16 protein-coding genes are annotated in these 17643 nt (G+C 66.9%); 8 read left to right on the top strand and 8 right to left on the bottom strand.

Annotation, left to right across the window (positions count from 1 at the left end; all coding sequences use genetic code 11):
* Nucleotides 1-76: 76 nt before the first annotated feature.
* Complete coding sequence (locus QHF83_RS41855; protein ID WP_282423705.1) at nt 77-1069, bottom strand: fibro-slime domain-containing protein; 993 nt, start codon at nt 1067-1069, stop codon at nt 77-79.
* A 248-nt stretch (nt 1070-1317) separates the two neighbouring features.
* On the opposite strand from QHF83_RS41855, the gene QHF83_RS41850 reads away from it, so the two are divergent.
* Nucleotides 1318-2367 (top strand): fibro-slime domain-containing protein, encoded by a 1050-nt coding sequence (locus QHF83_RS41850; protein WP_282423704.1) that lies wholly within the window; start codon nt 1318-1320, stop codon nt 2365-2367.
* 88 nt (nt 2368-2455) lie between these two features.
* Here the strand turns inward: QHF83_RS41850 and QHF83_RS41845 are convergent, their stop codons facing one another.
* From QHF83_RS41845 to QHF83_RS41835, 3 genes are all read right to left on the bottom strand, one after another.
* Nucleotides 2456-2935 (bottom strand): cellulose binding domain-containing protein, encoded by a 480-nt coding sequence (locus QHF83_RS41845; protein ID WP_282423703.1) that lies wholly within the window; start codon nt 2933-2935, stop codon nt 2456-2458.
* 618 nt (nt 2936-3553) lie between these two features.
* Nucleotides 3554-3928, bottom strand: coding sequence for a hypothetical protein (locus QHF83_RS41840; protein WP_282423702.1), 375 nt, complete (start codon nt 3926-3928; stop codon nt 3554-3556).
* Between the two features lie 131 nt (nt 3929-4059).
* Nucleotides 4060-5157 carry an ATP-binding protein gene (locus tag QHF83_RS41835; protein ID WP_282423701.1) on the bottom strand — a complete coding sequence of 366 codons (1098 nt, stop codon included), beginning with the start codon at nt 5155-5157 and terminating at the stop codon, nt 4060-4062.
* 104 nt (nt 5158-5261) lie between these two features.
* Between QHF83_RS41835 and QHF83_RS41830 the strand changes: the two genes are divergently transcribed.
* Nucleotides 5262-5888, top strand: coding sequence for a TetR/AcrR family transcriptional regulator (locus QHF83_RS41830; protein ID WP_282423700.1), 627 nt, complete (start codon nt 5262-5264; stop codon nt 5886-5888).
* On the opposite strand, the gene QHF83_RS41825 is transcribed toward QHF83_RS41830, so the two are convergent.
* The gene (locus QHF83_RS41825; protein WP_282423699.1) at nt 5870-7201 is read right to left on the bottom strand and encodes an oxygenase MpaB family protein; all 1332 of its coding nucleotides are present in this window, start codon (nt 7199-7201) and stop codon (nt 5870-5872) included. The two genes, QHF83_RS41830 and QHF83_RS41825, sit on opposite strands and share 19 nt — an antisense overlap.
* A gap of 273 nt (nt 7202-7474) precedes the next feature.
* Here QHF83_RS41825 and QHF83_RS41820 point away from each other — a divergent pair, with 273 nt between their 5' ends.
* From QHF83_RS41820 to QHF83_RS41800, 5 genes are all read left to right on the top strand, one after another.
* Nucleotides 7475-8635 (top strand): CapA family protein, encoded by a 1161-nt coding sequence (locus tag QHF83_RS41820; RefSeq protein WP_282423698.1) that lies wholly within the window; start codon nt 7475-7477, stop codon nt 8633-8635.
* Between the two features lie 92 nt (nt 8636-8727).
* Nucleotides 8728-9969, top strand: coding sequence for a hypothetical protein (locus tag QHF83_RS41815; RefSeq protein ID WP_282423697.1), 1242 nt, complete (start codon nt 8728-8730; stop codon nt 9967-9969).
* Nucleotides 9970-10081: 112 nt separating this feature from the next.
* Nucleotides 10082-11812, top strand: coding sequence for a hypothetical protein (locus QHF83_RS41810; RefSeq protein ID WP_282423696.1), 1731 nt, complete (start codon nt 10082-10084; stop codon nt 11810-11812).
* 59 nt (nt 11813-11871) lie between these two features.
* Complete coding sequence (locus QHF83_RS41805) at nt 11872-12618, top strand: hypothetical protein (protein WP_282423695.1); 747 nt, start codon at nt 11872-11874, stop codon at nt 12616-12618.
* 85 nt (nt 12619-12703) lie between these two features.
* A complete protein-coding gene (locus QHF83_RS41800; protein ID WP_282423694.1) occupies nt 12704-13396 on the top strand; it encodes a hypothetical protein in 693 nt (230 codons plus the stop codon).
* Nucleotides 13397-13432: 36 nt separating this feature from the next.
* On the opposite strand, the gene QHF83_RS41795 is transcribed toward QHF83_RS41800, so the two are convergent.
* The 3 genes from QHF83_RS41795 to QHF83_RS41785 all read right to left on the bottom strand — a co-directional run bounded on the left by QHF83_RS41795 (nt 13433) and on the right by QHF83_RS41785 (nt 15424).
* The gene (locus QHF83_RS41795) at nt 13433-13852 is read right to left on the bottom strand and encodes a hypothetical protein (protein ID WP_282423693.1); all 420 of its coding nucleotides are present in this window, start codon (nt 13850-13852) and stop codon (nt 13433-13435) included.
* Between the two features lie 69 nt (nt 13853-13921).
* Nucleotides 13922-14782 carry a radical SAM protein gene (locus QHF83_RS41790; RefSeq protein ID WP_282423692.1) on the bottom strand — a complete coding sequence of 287 codons (861 nt, stop codon included), beginning with the start codon at nt 14780-14782 and terminating at the stop codon, nt 13922-13924.
* A gap of 390 nt (nt 14783-15172) precedes the next feature.
* Nucleotides 15173-15424 carry a hypothetical protein gene (locus tag QHF83_RS41785; RefSeq protein WP_272420188.1) on the bottom strand — a complete coding sequence of 84 codons (252 nt, stop codon included), beginning with the start codon at nt 15422-15424 and terminating at the stop codon, nt 15173-15175.
* 172 nt (nt 15425-15596) lie between these two features.
* Here QHF83_RS41785 and QHF83_RS41780 point away from each other — a divergent pair, with 172 nt between their 5' ends.
* Nucleotides 15597-17519 carry a hypothetical protein gene (locus tag QHF83_RS41780; protein WP_282423691.1) on the top strand — a complete coding sequence of 641 codons (1923 nt, stop codon included), beginning with the start codon at nt 15597-15599 and terminating at the stop codon, nt 17517-17519.
* The last annotated feature ends 124 nt before the right edge of the window (nt 17520-17643 follow it).

The raw sequence follows: 17643 nt of genomic DNA, 5'->3' as shown, positions 1-17643 counted from the left end.
CGGCACTTTAGCCACGCAGAGGCGGACAAGACAATCGAAAACTGGGTTAAATGAGCGTGTTTACCGGCGGACCGGATCACTTCGGGACGTCCTCCGGCAGGAGGCCACACGCCCGGAAATCGAGGCTCGTTTCGATGCGGAAGTTCGAGCCGCCGGGGTTTCTCTCCGCCTGGAAGAGATCGAGCTTGTAGACGTTGCCCACCGTGAGCCCGAGATCGGCCGCGCGCGCGTCGAGGTTCACGTTGGCCTCGAGCGGACCGTGGATGCCTCCGATGTCCACCGCGAGCTTGTCGTTGATGAAGACGAACACGTCGTCGTCGCCGCGGAAATTGAAGATTTCGCCGCCCTTGTACTCGAAGGCGGTGTGCAGCTCGATCGTGAACAGGAAGTTGTGGGGGCCGACGTCGTTGCCGCCGATCTGCACGTCGCCCGGCGAGGTGTTCCACTTGTCGAGCGGGAAGAAGCTGTTCGAGTCGAACAGGAAGTACCCCTCCTTGTTCGGATCGGGCTCGAGCCACAGATCGATCACGAAAGGTACGTTCACGCCGTCGATGTTCCTGTACCAATCATCGAAGGCTTCGATCACGTCGAGCGGCGTGCGCGACGGGTTCACGTCCGGCTTGCGGTCGGCGGGCAGGAGCGGGAGGATCTGCCCCATGTAGAGGCCGGGAGCGGCCCACGACGCCGGCTTCTCCTGGCCGAAGTCGATGTGCGCCTGCGTGAAGTCGCGCGCGATGGCGCGCAGCACGTTGGCGCAGACGTTCTCGCTCGGCTCGCTGAAATCCGCGAGTGGCCCGAGGATCTTCCATCCGCCGTACGTCGTCTCGGCGGTGAAGCCGGGAGGCAACGTCTCGTCGATCTGCGCCGGAGGTTTGTCCGGACCGCCACCGCCGCCGCTCCCTCCGCTGCCGACGAGGATGAGACCTCCCTCGCCACCCGAGCCTCCGCTCGATGCGCCGCCGCTGCCGCCGCCTCCACTGCCGCCTGGGCCGGCGGAGGTGGCGCTGCAAGCGATCGAGCCGAGAATCGCAACACCCAAAGAGGCGAAGAGGAGGGGTCGTCGAAGCATGGTTCGAACGATGAAGCAAAGGCGGGTGGGTGCACAGTACAGTGTGCATTTTTACCGTTGCATTCGTGCATCGGCGCCGCATTGCGTCATCATTGGGCGAGGACTCGGCGCGAAAAAAGCCCATATGGGTGGATCGTGGGTCGTCAGGGCGGTAAAACCGATCCATTGACTACGAATTTGATGGATCACGGCTGCCATCTCGTGTTGTTAGGTCTCGTCGAACACTCCATACGATCGGGGGCCACACCATGGATCGGAAGAAGCGTATGCTGCCCGTGCGGATACTCGTCTATGCGTGGCTTTTGTCATGCGCTGCGTGTAGCGCGTCCGGCGTCGGTGGCAGCGGCAGTAACACGGGCGGCGGCGGCAGCGGCGGTAACGGGGGCAGCGCCGGCGGTAACGGCGGCGCTGGAGGCGATATCTCCGTCGGCGTGGGGGGATTCAACATTCCCGATGCCGGACCGGATGACGGCGGCGGTATCATCGAGACGCTCCCCGCGGGCTTCCTCGCGACGGAGATAGGGGGCTACAAGCTCGGGGCGCCCACCAGCGAGGGTTCGGGCGGCGAAGGAGGAGCCCCGGGCGGCAACGAGGTGTGCGGGAATGTCCTGGTGGCCGTCGTTCGTGACTTCAAAGGCAGGAGCGAGGCGGGCGGGCACCCCGATTTCGAGGGACCTCTGTACGGCAACGACATCACGAAGGGCCTCGTGGAGCCGATCCTCGGCGCCGACGAGAAGCCCGTCTACGCCTCGAAGTGCGAGGAAGGAAACTCGGCCCCGCCGCCGACGTGTCCCTTCGGGCCAGAAACGACGACGAAGGCAAACTTCGATCAGTGGTATCGCGACACGGCGAACGTGAACAAGCCCTACCTGCTCGAGCTCTGGCTCGCTCCACAGCCGGGAGGGCTCTTCACGTTCCAGAGTTTGTCTTTCTTTCCGCTCGACGACGCGGGCTGGGGCAACTCGGGCGTCGACAAGGCCGGCGTCATCCGCAATTTCAGCTTCACCACGGAGCTGCACACGCGGTTTCAATACAATGGCGGCGAGACCTTCCTGTTCGAAGGGGACGACGATGTGTGGGTCTTCATCAACGGCCACCTCGCCGTCGATCTGGGCGGGCTTCACCCGAAAGGATCGACCTCGGTCGTCCTCGACGCGTCCGCCGAGCAGCTCGGCATCGTGAAAGGCAGCGTCTATCCGCTCGACCTGTTCCACGCGGAGCGGCACACGCCCGAGTCGACGTTCCGTATCGACACGAATCTCTCGTTCGTGGATTGCGGCCCGGAAGTCCCCAAGTAAGCGACGTGTGGCCCGACCACGGATACCTCTTCCCCGTCGATCGTCCGGGGAAGAGGTATCCGTGGAACGGAGGCTTGGAGAGCGTTCGTCAGGGCTCGATGCCCCACACCACCGACTGTCCCTGGTACATCAGGACCACGTTTGGCCACTCCGTCTGCGCCGAGGCCGCGGCGTTGAACGAATAGTCCCCGGGCTGATCGAACGATTGCGACATGAAGTTCTGGACGGTCCAGGAGAACTGCAAGCGGTAGCCGGGAGCCAGCACGTTGTTGCCGCCGCTGAAGCTGAACTCCACGTAGGTGTCGGCAGACGGCGCGGGCATGGCCATCGGCATCACGTTGACGCCGATGTTGCCCGTGGGGAATCCCGCGCTGGGGCCGGCCACGGCGCCGACGTTGGCCCAGTTGATGGTCTTGACGAGCGTCGCAGCGACTTCATTGGTCATGTAATAACGAAGCGTCAGATCATCGAGGTTCACCGGGTCGCTGCCGTTGTTGACGATCCAGAACTGGGAACCGATGGCCGACGTCGCGGTGGCGCTGATCTCCACCTTGTATTGAACCATCATGCCCGTCGGGCCGCCGCCAGAGCCGCCAGAGCCGCCTGAACCGCCAGCGCCGCCAGCGCCGCCGCTACCCCCTGTGCCCGACGACGCGGAGGAGCTCGATGACGCAGAGGAGCTCGATGACGCAGAGGAGCTCGATGACGCGGACGAACTCGATGACGCGGACGAGCTCGACGAATTCGACGCCCCTCCCTGACCGGCACCTCCCATGCCGCCGGAGCCGGTCCCGGCTCCAGCACCGGTGTTCTGGTCGGGGTCGCCGGTGAGCCCCTCGGCACAGCTCCCGAGAAGGAACGCCGACATCAGCAGGAGCGTGACGCATTGCATGCTCGATCTCGCCCGGGAAGAGTGGAGGACGTGAAAGGCACGGCTCGCGCGAGAATTCATGACACCTCCCTATGGCATAACGAGATCGGCACTAACACGTTGCTCCGACGAAACAAATCGGAAACACGGTTAGAAAAGGCCATTTACTGCGTGGAGGCGTCGCGCCGGGCCGCGGCGTCGTCGGTAGGGCATCCAGAGCGAGGCGCTTTCAGCGTGGCCCTCCGCCGCGAGGGCGGCATGCCGCCGGGCGCATGGCGCGCCCGCGTGCTCGAGACATCGGTTCCTGGCAGATTCCTACAAGGTGATCCACGCCAGCGCGAATCGGGTCGTGTTGTCTCCTGGGCCGAAGGCATTGCCCTCGCGGATGCTCGCCGTGAAGTTGATGGCGCGGTTGTTGTCGACGAGCTCCGCACTCCAGCTGATGGCCCCATTGTGGCCCACGACGTTCACCTTGATCGACCCGGGCAGGATTTCCCTCCCATCGCCGAACCGCGCACTGCAGCCCCGCGTTCCAGGCCAGCCGCTGTTGCAGATCACGTCCCCGGTCGCGATGTCGAGCGCCTGCTCCGCCTCACCCGCGGGCTCCCCTGGCGGCACGTCGCTCTCCTGGGCCATGCAGCCGGCAAGCGCGAGAGAAGTAGAAAGAGCCATCGCCCCGCGGATCTTCATGGGAAAACGCATACCCTTGCCCTCCGGGTCGTTCGCGAACCGAACCGCTTTCGCGCACCTGCTCCATTGGGCGTGCGGCGCCGGACGCCAAGGTGCTGTCGAGGCGTGCCTCTCGAAGCTCGGCCCTTTCCTCAGCGCGTGGGCTCTCCGTCGAGCAGGCGAATACAATGCCGACGAAGCTCCAGGTTGTCCTGGAGCTCGACCACGAATGCATGGCGCACCACCCCGGAAACGGCCTTCGCGACCGCCGGCGTCATGAGTCGGCTCTTCGTGGGCTCGCCGAATGTCGGGTCGCGGAGCCGTACACATACGACAGCGTGGAGACCTCGGGCGACGATTCCGCGTAGCTGCTTCAGCGGTCGCTTGCGCACGCGCGACCCCTCGACGTCACGGAGTCCGAGCGCCAAGCCGGTCAAGAGACCTTGCACGTGCGTTCCGCCGTCCGTCGTACGTTCAATGTTGGCGTAGCTATCGATGGAAGACGAAGCCCATGGACCGTCCTGCCAATTCATGGCTGCCTCGACCAAGATTTCACCGACGCGCTCCTCGACGGTCAAGGTACCGAGGTGCGTGCCCGAACGGGGCGTCCGCTCCAGGAACGCGCGAAGGCCGCGTGGCTCGTGGAACTCATGTTTGCGCCGGTCCGCGAAGGCGAGCCTCAGGGAAGGGACGAAGTATGCGAGCTCTTGCATCCGGGTGGCGATGGTGCCGGCGTTGAACCAGGGGTTCGAGAAAATCGTAGGGTCGGGAAGGAAGGTGATCGTCGTCCCGCTTCGATGGGTCGATTCGACGGCTTCGAGGGGGCCACACGGTACGCCACGCTCGTAGCGTTGCCTGTAATGAGTACCCTCGCGAAATATCTCCAGTTCGAGCCACGTGGACAAGGCGTTCACCACGAATATCCCGACGCCATGGCCGCCGACGTGTTCGTGAGGCGCGTGCCCGTCGAACGTCGGTGTTGCATGCCACGACGTGAGCGCTTTCTGGGCGAAGGGAACTCCGTCGAGCTCATGCGTCGGAATCCCGCGACCGTCGTCCTGGACGGTGACCGAGCCGTCCTCGTTGAGCGAGATCGAGACCGCCCGACAGGTACCGCCGACATGCTCGTCGAGCGTGTTCGCGAGCAACTCCCAGATCATGTGCGTCAAGCCGCTGCCGTCATCGACTGCTCCGATGAACATGCTCGGTCTTTTACGGATGGCGTCGATGTCGATCGTGGGGTGATTCATGCAGCGTCTTTCGGGCGGAGCGGAGAGAACCCGCATGGCTCGATAGACCCTCTGCGCCGCGGACGCTACGTTGTGGGCGCGGCAAGCGTACGTCCTGGGACCTCATGCCTCCGGCCACCGGCAGCACGCCCTACATCCTTGAGCCGAAGAAGCGGCCGAAGCAGTCGCGCTCGCGGCTCACCTACGACGCGATCGTCCTCGCGTGCGAGGAGCTCTTGCCCGAGCGCGGTTATCTCGGCCTCACGACGAACGAGATCGCGGAGCGCGCAGGCGTGAACATCGCCTCGCTCTACGAGTACTTCCACACGAAGGACGCGATCGTCGCGGAGGTCGCCGACCGCGCCGTGCATCGATCCATCGCCGCGTTCCGCGCACACCTCGACGAGGCCATGGCCCTGCCGCTGCGCGAGATGCTCCACTTCTGGATCCGCCTCATCCACCAGCAGGTGAAGCAGGAGGAGAAGCTCGCGTCGGCGCTGCTCTTCACGGTGCCGTTCATCATGAGCGTGCCCTCGGTGCAAGGCGCGCACGCGCTCGTCACGGAGCTCGTGAAGCACGCGTACGGGCAGAGGCGCGATCGCGAGCGCGAGCTCACGGCGGAGTCGCTCTACCTCATGCAGACGCTGACGGCCGGCACCGTGCTCGGCCTCGTATTCGTGCCGAGCCCCGAGATCGACCACGACGCCGTCCTTTCGGCGCTCGCGGATCGCATCTACCGCTGGCTCGACTGAGGCGCCGCGCGGACGGCGTGCGGCCGCATCGCGCGCCGCTCCGCGCCTTCGCGATGCTCGTAGGGCTGGTACGAGATCGGGCCTTCGCCGCCGAGCGGCGACATCTCCTTGATGCCGAGCTGGATGCGACGCCCGATGCGGGCCTGGAGCGCACGCGCGTCGGGCAGGAAGCTCGTCGCCGCCTGCGCCGCGAGCGTCGTGCCGAGGAGCACCGCGGGGAACGCCTTCGAGATGCCGGCCGGAGGGATCTTCAGGAGGTCGGCGTCATGCTCGCCGAGGAGCGCCCGGAGCGTGCCGATCCGCGACTGGAGGAAGAGACGGGAGAGCGCGCCGCCGAGGGTCTGCATCGGCGGCCATTTCGGCATGCGCGTGCGGAAATCGAGCCCGCCTTCGAAGTAGCCCTCGGCGAGCTTCACGGCGTCCTCGTCCGGCGGAGGCGAGGTCGCGTGCGACATCGTGATGAGGCGGAAGCCCTCGCGCACGGTCGCGCAGCAGTACTCCTCGCGCACGCCCATGAGGAGGCCGGCGTAGCGGAAGAGGTGCATGATCGACTCGATCTCGCTGGCCGAGTACCGCACGCCGAAGCCGCGCGCGAGCGTGATGTACGCCGAGGCGAACGCCTGGTTCGTCGTCGCCAGGTGTGCCTGGCTGAGCGGCGCGCCCCACGCTTCGAATCGCCAGCTCGGATCGCGGCTCAGCCGGATGCGCACGAGGGCGTGCATCACGCGCACCTTCACGGTCGAGATGAACCCCGGCGCGTAGCGCTCGAGGCCATGGTCGCCCGTCACGTCGAGCCACCAGCAGAGCGTTTCGTAGAGCCGCCTCGCGGAGCCGCCGGGCGCGAGCGCGCCCGTGGCCACGAGCGATTTGTTCATCGCGCCCATCGTCACGTAGCCGCCCACGAGCGCGAGGTCTCCGAGGATGTACGGCATCAAGGCGCCGGCGCGCTGCGCCGCGCGCTGACCTGCGAGCAGCATCTGCTTGTCGAGCCACAAGGGCCTGCGATCGACCTGTTCGAAGAGCGTGCGCAGCGGCTCGGGCGGGCTCTCGATCGACGCGATGCCGTGGCGGAGCGCGTGATCGAAGGTCTTCATCGAGCGCCCGACGCCTTCTTTCAGCATCCACGCGGCGACGGCGTCGCCGAGGGGATCACCCTCGAACATGAGATCGACGAACTGCTCGTACTGCTCTTGCGTGGGCTCGGCTTGCCGGCCGATCAAGATGCGCGCGGTCAGCTTCGAGGTCTTCCAGAACGAACCGGCCGGCTTCGCGATGTTCGCGAGGATCCGACCCCTGGGATGGTCTCCTTGCATGCTCCCTCGCGGGCTGGGGAGGCGGCGCCGCGCCGCCTGCGAGGAGGAGAATTCTAGCGCCGTCGCCTTGCACGAAAACTTGGATACGGGCGCGCGCCACGGGCGTGCGCAATCCCTTTTCATTCGCGGCATTTGGCGTTCGTCCGAGGGCAACGTGCCCAGGCGGACGAAGGGCACGACTTGGTTTTTCGCCGAGGTCGCAGACTGTGCGAGCAGGCGATCGTGCAGCGGTCCTGTCGTGCGCCGCGGGGCACCCTGGACGGGAGGAACGCGATGCACCAAGCGGCGCCGTGGATGGAGCTACGCGGACCAAGCCATTCTCTGCCGGGCGACCTCCTCACGTTGTTCCTGTGCGGAGACGTCATGACCGGGCGAGGGATCGATCAGGTGCTGCCACACCCGAGCGAGCCGACGCTCTTCGAGCCGTACGTACGGGACGCCAGGGACTACGTCACGATGGCGGAGGAAACGAACGGACCGATCCAGCGGCCCATCGCGTTCTCGTCCATCTGGGGAGACGCCCTCTCCGAGCTCGAGCGTGTGGCCCCCGCGGCGCGGATCATCAATCTGGAGACCAGCGTCACGCGAAGCGACACGTACTGGGAAGGCAAGGGCATCAATTACCGGATGCACCCGGAGAACACCCCTTGCCTCGCGGCTTTTGGGATCGACGTCTGCATCCTCGCGAACAACCACGTGCTCGACTTCGGCGCGTCGGGGCTGCTCGAAACCCTGACGACGCTGAAGCAGGCGGGGCTGAGGATCGCAGGCGCGGGTGAACACCTGAGCGCGGCGCGCGCGCCCGCGGTCCTCCCGCTCGGCGGAGCAAGAAGGCTCCACGTATTCGCCTTCGGGACGGCGTCGAGCGGCATTCCCGCGAGCTGGGCCGCGACCGACGATTCGCCCGGTGTCGATCGGCTCGCGGACCTGTCGGAGGCGACCGCGCTCGAGATCCGGGATCGGGTTCGTCACGTCAAACGGGCAGGGGACGTCGTCGTCGCGTCCATCCATTGGGGGAGCAACTGGGGGTATGACGTCCCGGAGGAGCACGTCCGCTTTGCGCATGCGCTGATCGAGGGAGGCATCGATCTCGTCCACGGCCACTCCTCGCACCACGTGCGGCCCATCGAGGTCTACAGGAACAAGCTCATCCTTTACGGCTGCGGCGATTTCCTCAACGACTACGAGGGAATCGCGGGCCACGCGTCCTTTCGTGGGGATCTCGCCCTGATGTACTTTCCCGTCGTGGATCCATCGACGGGCGAGCTCGCGAGCCTCCGCATGACGCCGATGCAGATCCGAGGTTTCAGGCTGCATCACGTCGGCCGGAGCGCGGCGCTGTGGCTGCGGGATACCCTCCATCGAATCAGCCGGGGATTCGGCGCACAGGTGGACCTCGACCAGGGCTCCGCCCTCGTTCTGCGCTGGAGGTGAGATTTAATCGGCTTTAAGGTGCGTGGCCGACGCCGCGCGGCCACCCTCGTCGTGCCTGCTCGATCGGGGCGGGCGAACGGAGGAGAGACATCATGTTCGAGATCGTGAGCGCCCGGAGGCGCGCAATCGCGGCAGGCGCGTTCGTGGCCGCGCTCGCGGCGTGCGGGAACGAGGTCGACATCGAGACGCCGGGCGCGGGGGGTGGGAGCAGCGCGTCCAGCGCCTCGAGCGGAGACACGAGCGTGTCGTCGTCGTCCACCGGCGGCAGCGGCGGCAGCGGCGGCGGCAGCCTCCCCGCGCCCGCCTGCGCGCAGGGTGAGGCCGCGATTGTCGCGGCCATGGGCCCTTCAACCAGCCTGGTCGCCTTCGATCACGAGGGCACGTGGACCAAAAACGCATATGTGATGGCGGCCGCGACTGCGCTCACGACGTACGTGGATGTCCATGATCATCTGGGCGTGTTCTGGATCGAGGGGAGCTATGAGACCGCGCAGAGCCATTTCGCGTCGACCTCCGATGGCACGGGCTTCGACCTCCACGATGTTCAGAGCTGGTTCCCGCAGCCGTGGAACCCGCCCGTCACGGTAGGACGCTCCTTGCTCCTCGGCAGTGGCGTCGGAGGATCGATCCTCGTCTATTTCGATCCGGACGCGCTCGACTGGCATCCCTATCCCGATCCGGCGCCGTTCGATCTGGCCGCGGCTGTCATCAGGGAAGGGTCGGGCACCGTTCTCGGTGTCGGTGTGGGCCCCCAGGGCGAGCTCTGCGACACGGAGATCTTCTGGGCGGACGGCGGAAGCTGGACGGATATGCATTGCCGCGACGGCATCGAGGTTTTCCAGGCCGAGGTTCCCGTCGCGCCCCCGCGCGCCGTTGCGTTGCCGAACGGTGACGTGGTCGTCGTGTACTACGAGAGCTATGCCAGGATCGCGGCGACGAGGCTCCATGAGGGGGTCTGGTCGGCCCCGGAGAGCATTACCTTGGCGGACCAGAGCCTCGTTCTCGCCCTCACCGCGACCCCCGCGGGCGACGTGATCGTCGGCATGGCTGCGACGACGGGCGTTGTCTACGCGCTGCGCTACGTGCCCGGCGTGGGCTGGGGCGAGCCTCTCCCGATCGACCCGGCAGCCAACCCCCATTCGGCGATCAGCGCGGCTCCAGGCATCTGCGGCGACGACGCGCTGATCGCCTACGGCGCCGGTGGGATCGACGGCGAGATTCGCGTCGCCCGCGTGCGCGGCGGAGCCGCCGAGGCGACCACGGTCGCGTGGTTCACGGAGGAGAGCCCGGGTGAAATCAGCATCACCACGCGGCGGCCGACTATCTCGCCCTGAATTCTCGAACCGCAAGGCGGTAGGCCGTTCGCTCTACCATTGACGCCGCCGAGAAGGTCGCGTACGGGCATCCCTCGCCGGCATCGTGGTTTGCCGAGGGAAAATCGCGCCCATGTCTCTTCGAGATCGGTTCTTTTCTCCGTCGGACGTCGTGGCGGACCTTCAATGGGTCCGGACCAACCTCCTCGATCCTGCGGCTCCCGAAGACATGCGCTCGCACGGGCGCGTGACCAGCATCGAGCTCATGCGGCGCTGGTCGGGCAGCGGGCGGCGGCCGGCCCGCGACGGCATTTTCTGCCAGCGGATCTTCGGGCCCGTGAGCCCGTTGCGCTGCGCGTGTGGTGCGCTGTGCGGGGAGGAGCACGCCGGCGAGTCATGCAAGAAGTGCGGGGTCCTCTGCTCCACGCCCGCGCTGCGCGAGCGTCGATACGGCCATGTCCTCGTCGCGGGCGTCGTGCACCCCGCGGTCGTGCCCCTCGTTGCCGATGTGCTGGGTTTGTCCGCGGATCAGGTTCGCGCGATCGCGCGCTGCGAAGCATGGTTCGACGGCGACACCGTGCGCCCCGCCGAAGAAATGGATACGCACGAGAACGCCGATGCGACGGGCCCTTCGGCGCTGGAGGCGGCATTGATCCGCAAAGGAGCCGACCCGGCGCTCGTGGCGGTGGCGGTCACCCGCGCCCTCCCGCTGCCGCCGCCGGGGATGCGTCCTTTCTTCGGCGATCTCGGTCCGGCCATGGTCGACCCGTGGATAGGCCCGCTCAACGAGGCATGGCGCTCCCTCGTGCTCGCGGCGCAGAGCCAGCTCCGGCTCGTCGAGCTCTCGCCGCCGCCGATTGTCCTGATGAACCAGCAGTGCACGGTCCAGGAGCTCTTCGAGGTCGTCGTGCAAGCCACCGTGTCGCCCCCCGCGGCGACGCGCCCGTGGCCCGAGTCGGAGCCGATTTCGTCGCCTGTGCGCCTCATGGGCGCGCCGAGCCGTTTGCCGGAGGATGTCGGGACCGAGGTCAGGGGCCTCTTCTTCGTCGACGACGAGCGGCTGTTCGTGCAGAGGCCCCACGGATCGTGGCTCGTCACCACCGGCGGCGACGTCCTCGCGCACGTCCCCTCGTGCGGTCGAATGGTTACCAGCATACACGGCTCGCGCCTGCGCATGACGGAGTGGATTCGAGACGAGTGGGATTGGTTTGGACAGGACGAGTATTGGGACGCCAAATCGGGCCGCGCGAGCGTGGCCGTGCTCGACCTCGACACGAGAGAATATCTCGACACCTATCCCGCGGACATGCCGCTGCGCTTGCTCGAGCACGCCCAGCCCGAGGAACTCGTGGTCGGCAGCGTCGCGGAGGGCGCGTCGCAGCCCGCGCACCCGCGGCCTGCGCCCCTTCGCTGGGGTGGGGATCGGCCCGCGATGCTGGCCAGCACGCGAGACGGCCGCTATGCCTGGGTCGGCGAGCAGGAGGAAACGGCCGTCCTCGACCTTGATACGGGAATCCCGCAGCTCGACCCCGTGATGCAGTCCTGGTTCCACGCAGACGACCCCGTCGTGCGCATGTCTCCCGAGGCCCCCGACGTGCGTGATGAAGGCGACGCCGGAGAAACCGCGACGGCGATCGGCTCGACCCCGCAAAATCGATTTCGCTTCCTCCACGGCACCGGGGTCGTCAGTGACGGCGAGAAGCTGTGGTTCCGGATCGATACGATGATCCTCGCGGCCGCGTTCAGTCCTGCCGCCGATCGGATCGCCATCGCCACGGATGAAGAGATCGTCATCGTCTCCGTGAGCCACGAGCCTGCCATCATCAGCCGATTCACCGCACCCGACGCGGTGCGCCACGCGTGACGGCGCGCCGCGCGAAGGGTGCAGATCTTCCGCGTGTCGTGTACGTCTGAGCGATCCTGATGCGTCCTCTTCTGCTGCTCCTCCTCGCCCTCGCGCCCGCGTGCACCCGCCCCCTCGACGAGCCCATCACCGCGGCGGACGAAAGCAAAGAAGCATCGGCCCCCGCACCTTCGGCGATATCCTCCGCCGCGCCGGCCACCGAATCCGCCCCGAACGCCGCCGAGCTCGATTCTCGGTTTGTCCCGGTCATCGCCGCCGCATTCCGCGATTACAAGGCCTGGGGGCGCATCGACGACGAGCTGCGCTGGGCTCCCTGGCTTTGCCGCATGCCGCTGCCTGGCCGCGCGCGTATGAGCGCCGCGGAGGACGGCGACCACGCGCGCAAGCTTTATTCGGTGTTTGCCAAGGAGCAACATGCATATCCGCTCACCCCGTCCGCCCCGGCCGTGCCCCAGCCGGTGGGGCAGATCCTCGTGAAGGAGAGTTATCACCCCGACCTCGTGGAAGAAGCGGATCCCAAGGCCGACCTCGCGGAGCAGGAAAAACCCACGACGGCCGACCATTTCAACCCGTATGTACGACTCGGCGAGAAGGTCTACCGGGCCTCGCGGCTCGCCGGGGCCTATGTCGTGCTCAAGGTCGCGCCCGGAACGCCGGGCACGGACGCGGGATGGGTCTATGGGACGGTGACGCCCACGGGGGAGGTGACGTCCGCGGGGCGCGTCGCATCGTGCATGGGTTGCCACGTGAGCGCTCGATACGAGCGTGTGTTCGGTCTGGGTCCGGCGAAAAGCGGTGACGATTGAACATTCCATCGGAATCGCTCTCCCACACCTCAATGCTGCTCGTTTGCGCTTGACAGGGCATGACACCCGGCATAGCCCCGTTTCCATGAAATCTGGTTTCCTGGTCGCGACGAGCGCGCTGGTCTTGTGCGGGACCGGCTGCGGGGCGCTTTGGGGTGGCAACGCCCGCTCCCCGGATCCGGATATGGCGAAAGTCATGCTCGCCAACTTCGAGGAGGCCATGGGCGTAACCGCGCCGGTGGATCTCCAGACCGAGGCCGACGTGAAGGCGCGCGTCGAGGCGAGGAAGAAGCTCTGGGAGTGCGGTGGCGACGTCCCTGTGGGTGAGGCGCATGCCTGGAAGGCGTTCGCCCGCGATTATCCCGAGGCGAAGCTCACCACCTCGAAAGGCGAGCTTTCGGCGGCCGAGATGCGGGCACAGTGCGAGAAGCGGTTCACCGAATTCGAATTGGCGACCGTCACCGCCTGCGGCGTTCGACAGGTCTCGGTCGAGAGCCGCGCGACGCCGGCGGGCTGGACCGACCCGACGATCTCGACGCCCAAGCGCGGGTGGTATTTCACGCCGTGCACCGATGCGCCCGCCGCCAAGGGCCCCAAGGAAGTCGAAGCGATTCGCCCGCAGATCTCGAGCGCGTGCGGCGACGGCACCGACGCCCTCCTCATGCCCTCGCAGTGGGGAACGTCCTCCGATGCGAACAAGCGCGTCGTGATCGTGGAGTGTCGACGCGCGCGTGGTGCATTCAGCGATTGGCGTGGGGGCGACCCGTCGCTGAAGTAGGGCGAAGGGCAGCGCCCCTGGGGTCCGCGAGAGACGTCAGCGTGCGAGGCCGAGCTCGCGTCTCCGCTCGTCGAACCAGGCGCGAGCCTCGGCGTGCGTGTCGACGAAGCGCACGGGAAAGGCGCTGGTCTGGCGGAGCAGGTGGATCCCGCGGAACAGCATGCTGCCGAGAACACGAAACTGAAAACTCGCGCCGACGATGGCGACTCCGTGAATGCGCACGGTATCGTCTGGTGTACCGGAGGTTTCGGCCGCGACACGTCGCGCCTCGGGCGTGAGGTGAACCATGCGGTGCAGGTCGATGATCAGAAAAGCGTACGGCTTGCCCTCGCAGAAACGAAGCCGGATGGCCGTCAACCGCCGGACGTCGTCGGCGGTGACGTGGCCGATGTAATGCGCAATCGCGAGGTCGGGCTCCTCTGTGATCGCAAACGATTCGTCACGGACGTAGGGCATTCCGGGAAGAGGGTAACGGAGGAGGGGGCGGACGGCAACAATCGGGAGGGCCGCCCGAGCGCTTTATTCTCAAAAAGAAGCGTGAAGGCCGTGCGCGCTCAAGCTCTCGGCCACCTCCGCCGTCGTGCTGTGATCGCCGAGGGAGAACTGCTCCGTCGTATCGGCGCCTGAATAACCTCCCGGCGCCACGCTCACGCCCGCGCTCATGGTCGTGATGCAAAGCGACGCGAGGTGCATGCGCATGGCATGGGGCTCGCGGGTCGACAGGATCAAGCCCGCGCGCGGGAGGAAGAGGCGCGTCGCCAGAAACATCTGCACGTAGACGGGATCGGGCAGGAGCGGGACGTCCTCGAAGCCCGCCGCCGGGCGCAGGCGTGGGAGCGAGATGGAGAGCCTCGCGCGTGGATGGGTTTGCGGCAAGGAATGGGCGTGCATGCCGGCGAAGAACGTATCGGTCCGGGGATTCGAAAGGCCGAGCAGCGCTCCGGTGCTCAGCTCGAGAATGCCCGCGCGTGCAGCCCGGTCGAGGCTATCGAGCCGATAATCGTACTTGCGCTTCATCCCGCGGAGGTGGACCTCCCGGTAGCGCCGACGGTCGTACGTCTCCTGATAACAGACGATGCCGGTGGCGCCCGCGTCACGCAGGCCTTCGTAATCGCTCTCGCCCAGCGGATACACCTCGAGCTTCAGGGAAGGAAACATCCCCGCGAGCGCCCGGCACGCGTCTGCCAGATACGCGATCGGCGTTGCCACGTAATCCTCTCCGGTGAGGAGCAGGAGCCGCCGGAATCCACGCTGATGCAGGATGCGACCTTCCGCCACCGCCTCGTCGAGCGTCAATGTCTTCCGCTTGATATCGTTCTTGTACGCAAACCCGCAGTACGTGCACGTCGTCTTGCAAGTATTCGAGAGGTAGAGGGGCGCGAACATCTCGATGCCAGAACCGAACACCTCGCGTGAGCGCGCGCGCGCGGGTTTCGAGATCGGGCAAGCGCCGCTGCGCCGCGGCCGAGAGCAAGGCCAGAAAATCCTCCGGGCCTCGATCCCCGGGCGCCGCGTCGAGCGCGCGCTCCACGTCCGTGTCCGTGAAGCCATCCGTGGCCGAAAGACGGCGCGATACGTCGTCGAAATCGTATCGCTCCAGGATCGTATGGAAGCTCATTGCCATCCTCCATCGGGAAAGCCAGCGCGTAAGCGAACCGCGTCCGAAGGTAGCAGGCGCTCGGGCGGAGCAGGGGCTCGCGCGGTGGCGTCGGCGCTGGGGAGTTGGCTGGGAGGAGGCGGGTGAGGAAGAAGCCGAGGGTGAGGCCCCCCAGACCGTCAGGCCTGGGCCGCCTCGACCGCCTCGGCGAGGACGTCCTCGTTGACGACGCTCATCATTTGCCGGGCGATGTCGTTGACCACGCGCTGCACGCGCTCAGCGAGCGCCTTCGGCGCCGCTGCGAGGGCCGCGTTCAGCTCGCTGAGGCCCGCGTCGAGCAGGAGCGCGGCTTCCTCTTGCGACGTCGCCTCCTTCAAGAGCTTCGCGGCTTTGCTGGCTCGGGCGAGGTGAAGGGAGGCCTTGGTGCTCATCCAGGCTGGGAACTTGTGACCGGAACCGGCCGTGTCAAGGCCCGCCCGCTCGTGTGCCAGCGGGGGAGGGGAGATCGCACGGGGCCCCCGGGCGCTGCCATTTCCAGGCCCATGTCGGCTCCCAGACAGGGCGCTTGGCGCCGCGTGTTCCTTCGTGTAACCCCCTCGTGCCGTGGCCTCGTCGTTGCTCCTCTGCGTGCTCCTCTCGTTCGCCGCATTCGCGTCGCTCGGCGTCGCCCTCCGCGCGGAACCCGAAGGCCGCGCCGAGCTCGGCCTGCTCGCCTCCACGGTGTTTTTTGGATTGATCATCGCCCCCGTCTTCGCGCTCGGGTACACGAATCGATTGACGCCTGGCGGGCTCGCGCTGCTCTCTTTCGTCGTGTCCGGAGCGACCTTCGCGGCGTCTCTTCGTGGGCGCGCGCCTCGCGCGTTCGTGCGTGAAATCGCGCGCGCCGGCGTCTCGCTCGCGCGGCTGCCCTGGGACGCGCTCGTGCTCGCGTGGCGCGCGCAAAGCTCCGTGGTCCTCGGCCTGCTCGCCGCCGCATTCGCCATCGTCGGATCCGCGTGGATCACCTACCTCGCGCCCTCCGAGTCGTGGGACGGCTTCTTTTATCACGAGCCGATGATCGGGTTTGCCCTCCAGAACCACGGCTTCCAGATGGTCGACCTGCCACGGACCCTGGTCGTGCAGGCGACCAATGGATACCCCCGCGGCGTCGAGGCGTTCGCGCTCTTCTTCGTCGCTTTTACCGGAAAAACCTTCATCGAGATCGGCAATACCCTGGCAGCGCCGGCCCTCGCCCTGGGCGTCTTTCTCCTCGCGCGCCGATTCGCCCCCGATCCCGTCCCTTGCATGGGCTGGGCCGCGATCATTCTGCTGATGCCCGCCACGACGAGCCAGCTCCGGACGTCGATGATCGATGTCGTCGTCGGGGCTTTTTTGCTCGCCGCCCTCCATTTTGCGACGAAGCCGGAGGCGCGCATGCGCGACGCCGTCATCACTGCCGGCTGCCTCGTGCTCGTGCTCGCCTCGAAGAGCGCCTCGCTCTTCTGGGCGCCGCCCATGGCCCTCGTCGCCGGCGTGAATCTCCTGCGCCGCCACGCGAAGGCGCGTCCGCGCGCGACGGCGCTCGTCCTCGTCACGAGCCTGGTCTCGTTCACGGGCGTCGCTGCGCTCACGTTCGGCCGCAACTGGCTCGCCTTCGGCAATCCGCTCTGGCCGGTCGATCACGTCATCTCGCGGCTCGGCCTTCATTTCCGCGGCGTCGGGACCCTCGCGCAGCTCAGCCCGGAGCCGCCGCTCGCGACGATCGCGCGCACCAAGTATCACCACCCGACGGGCGGCGTCGCGGACATCATCGCGCGCGATTATGGTTATGCCGTCCCCTGGGTCGTCGTCCCGCTCGCCTCGATCGCGGCGCTCGTCGCGGCATTCATCGCCGTTCGCGGGCGTCTGTCGAAGAAGCCCGACGCCGGCGCCGAGCGCGTGCTCGTCCTCGTCGCCCTCGGCGCCGTTTTCCTTCGTCTCACCCCGAATCTCAACATTGCCCGTTTCAACGTCCACATCGTCGCGCTCGCCGTCGCGTGTATCGCGTGGCTCGTGGCGCGCGCCTCGAAGTCCGCGCGCCTGCACGAGGCGGCCGTCGCCTCGGCGCTCGTCCTCTCGCTCGTCCCGTGGGCCTGGTACGCGTGGTTCTTCGGCCTCGAGCCCATGCCCGGAAAGCTGTCGGCGCTCGTGCGCATGTCGCCTGCGGAGCGCGCGTGCGCATACTCGGGCGGGTACCATCTGCCGCCGGACGTCGCGCAAAAACGCGAGCGCGAGCTCGGTCCGGGCAGCCTCGTCGTGTTCAGCGACGATTCCGCCTTTCTCGGCGCGTTATGGAACGACGCGATGTCGAACCATCTGAAATACCTGCGCTGGGAGGGGCGTGACGTTTTCCTCACGCGGCTCGCGGAGCTCCGGCCCACGTGGGTCGTCGTCGGCGCGAAGAGCCAGGCGAGGGCGGCGATCGAATCCCGAAACGAAGAATGGGAATTCGTCGGGATGGGTGTTCGTCAGGACAATACGGTGGTGTTTCGGTGGCGGGGGAGGTGAGGGAGGGGGGATGAGGGAGGGGGGATGAGGGAGGGGGGATGAGGGAGGGGGGATGAGGGAGGGGGGATGAGGGAGGGGGGATGAGGGAGGGGGGATGAGGGAGGGGGGATGAGGGAGGGGGGAT

Origin of the sequence: Polyangium sp. 15x6, assembly GCF_029960785.1 — a bacterium.
Taxonomy (GTDB): Bacteria; Myxococcota_A; Polyangia; order Polyangiales; family Polyangiaceae; genus Polyangium.
Note: the sequence above shows the minus strand (reverse complement) of the source record. Positions and strands in the feature narration are given on the sequence as shown.

Coding starts and splice junctions, on each gene's coding strand:
- QHF83_RS41830 (WP_282423700.1), top strand. CDS start 5,262: ATGCCTCCGGCCACCGGCAGCACGCCCTACATCCTTGAGCCGAAGAAG.
- QHF83_RS41820 (WP_282423698.1), top strand. CDS start 7,475: ATGCACCAAGCGGCGCCGTGGATGGAGCTACGCGGACCAAGCCATTCT.
- QHF83_RS41800 (WP_282423694.1), top strand. CDS start 12,704: ATGAAATCTGGTTTCCTGGTCGCGACGAGCGCGCTGGTCTTGTGCGGG.
- QHF83_RS41850 (WP_282423704.1), top strand. CDS start 1,318: ATGGATCGGAAGAAGCGTATGCTGCCCGTGCGGATACTCGTCTATGCG.
- QHF83_RS41845 (WP_282423703.1), bottom strand. CDS start 2,935: ATGATGGTTCAATACAAGGTGGAGATCAGCGCCACCGCGACGTCGGCC.
- QHF83_RS41810 (WP_282423696.1), top strand. CDS start 10,082: ATGTCTCTTCGAGATCGGTTCTTTTCTCCGTCGGACGTCGTGGCGGAC.
- QHF83_RS41835 (WP_282423701.1), bottom strand. CDS start 5,157: ATGAATCACCCCACGATCGACATCGACGCCATCCGTAAAAGACCGAGC.
- QHF83_RS41855 (WP_282423705.1), bottom strand. CDS start 1,069: ATGCTTCGACGACCCCTCCTCTTCGCCTCTTTGGGTGTTGCGATTCTC.
- QHF83_RS41790 (WP_282423692.1), bottom strand. CDS start 14,782: ATGTTCGCGCCCCTCTACCTCTCGAATACTTGCAAGACGACGTGCACG.
- QHF83_RS41840 (WP_282423702.1), bottom strand. CDS start 3,928: ATGAAGATCCGCGGGGCGATGGCTCTTTCTACTTCTCTCGCGCTTGCC.
- QHF83_RS41785 (WP_272420188.1), bottom strand. CDS start 15,424: ATGAGCACCAAGGCCTCCCTTCACCTCGCCCGAGCCAGCAAAGCCGCG.
- QHF83_RS41815 (WP_282423697.1), top strand. CDS start 8,728: ATGTTCGAGATCGTGAGCGCCCGGAGGCGCGCAATCGCGGCAGGCGCG.
- QHF83_RS41805 (WP_282423695.1), top strand. CDS start 11,872: ATGCGTCCTCTTCTGCTGCTCCTCCTCGCCCTCGCGCCCGCGTGCACC.
- QHF83_RS41795 (WP_282423693.1), bottom strand. CDS start 13,852: ATGCCCTACGTCCGTGACGAATCGTTTGCGATCACAGAGGAGCCCGAC.
- QHF83_RS41825 (WP_282423699.1), bottom strand. CDS start 7,201: ATGCAAGGAGACCATCCCAGGGGTCGGATCCTCGCGAACATCGCGAAG.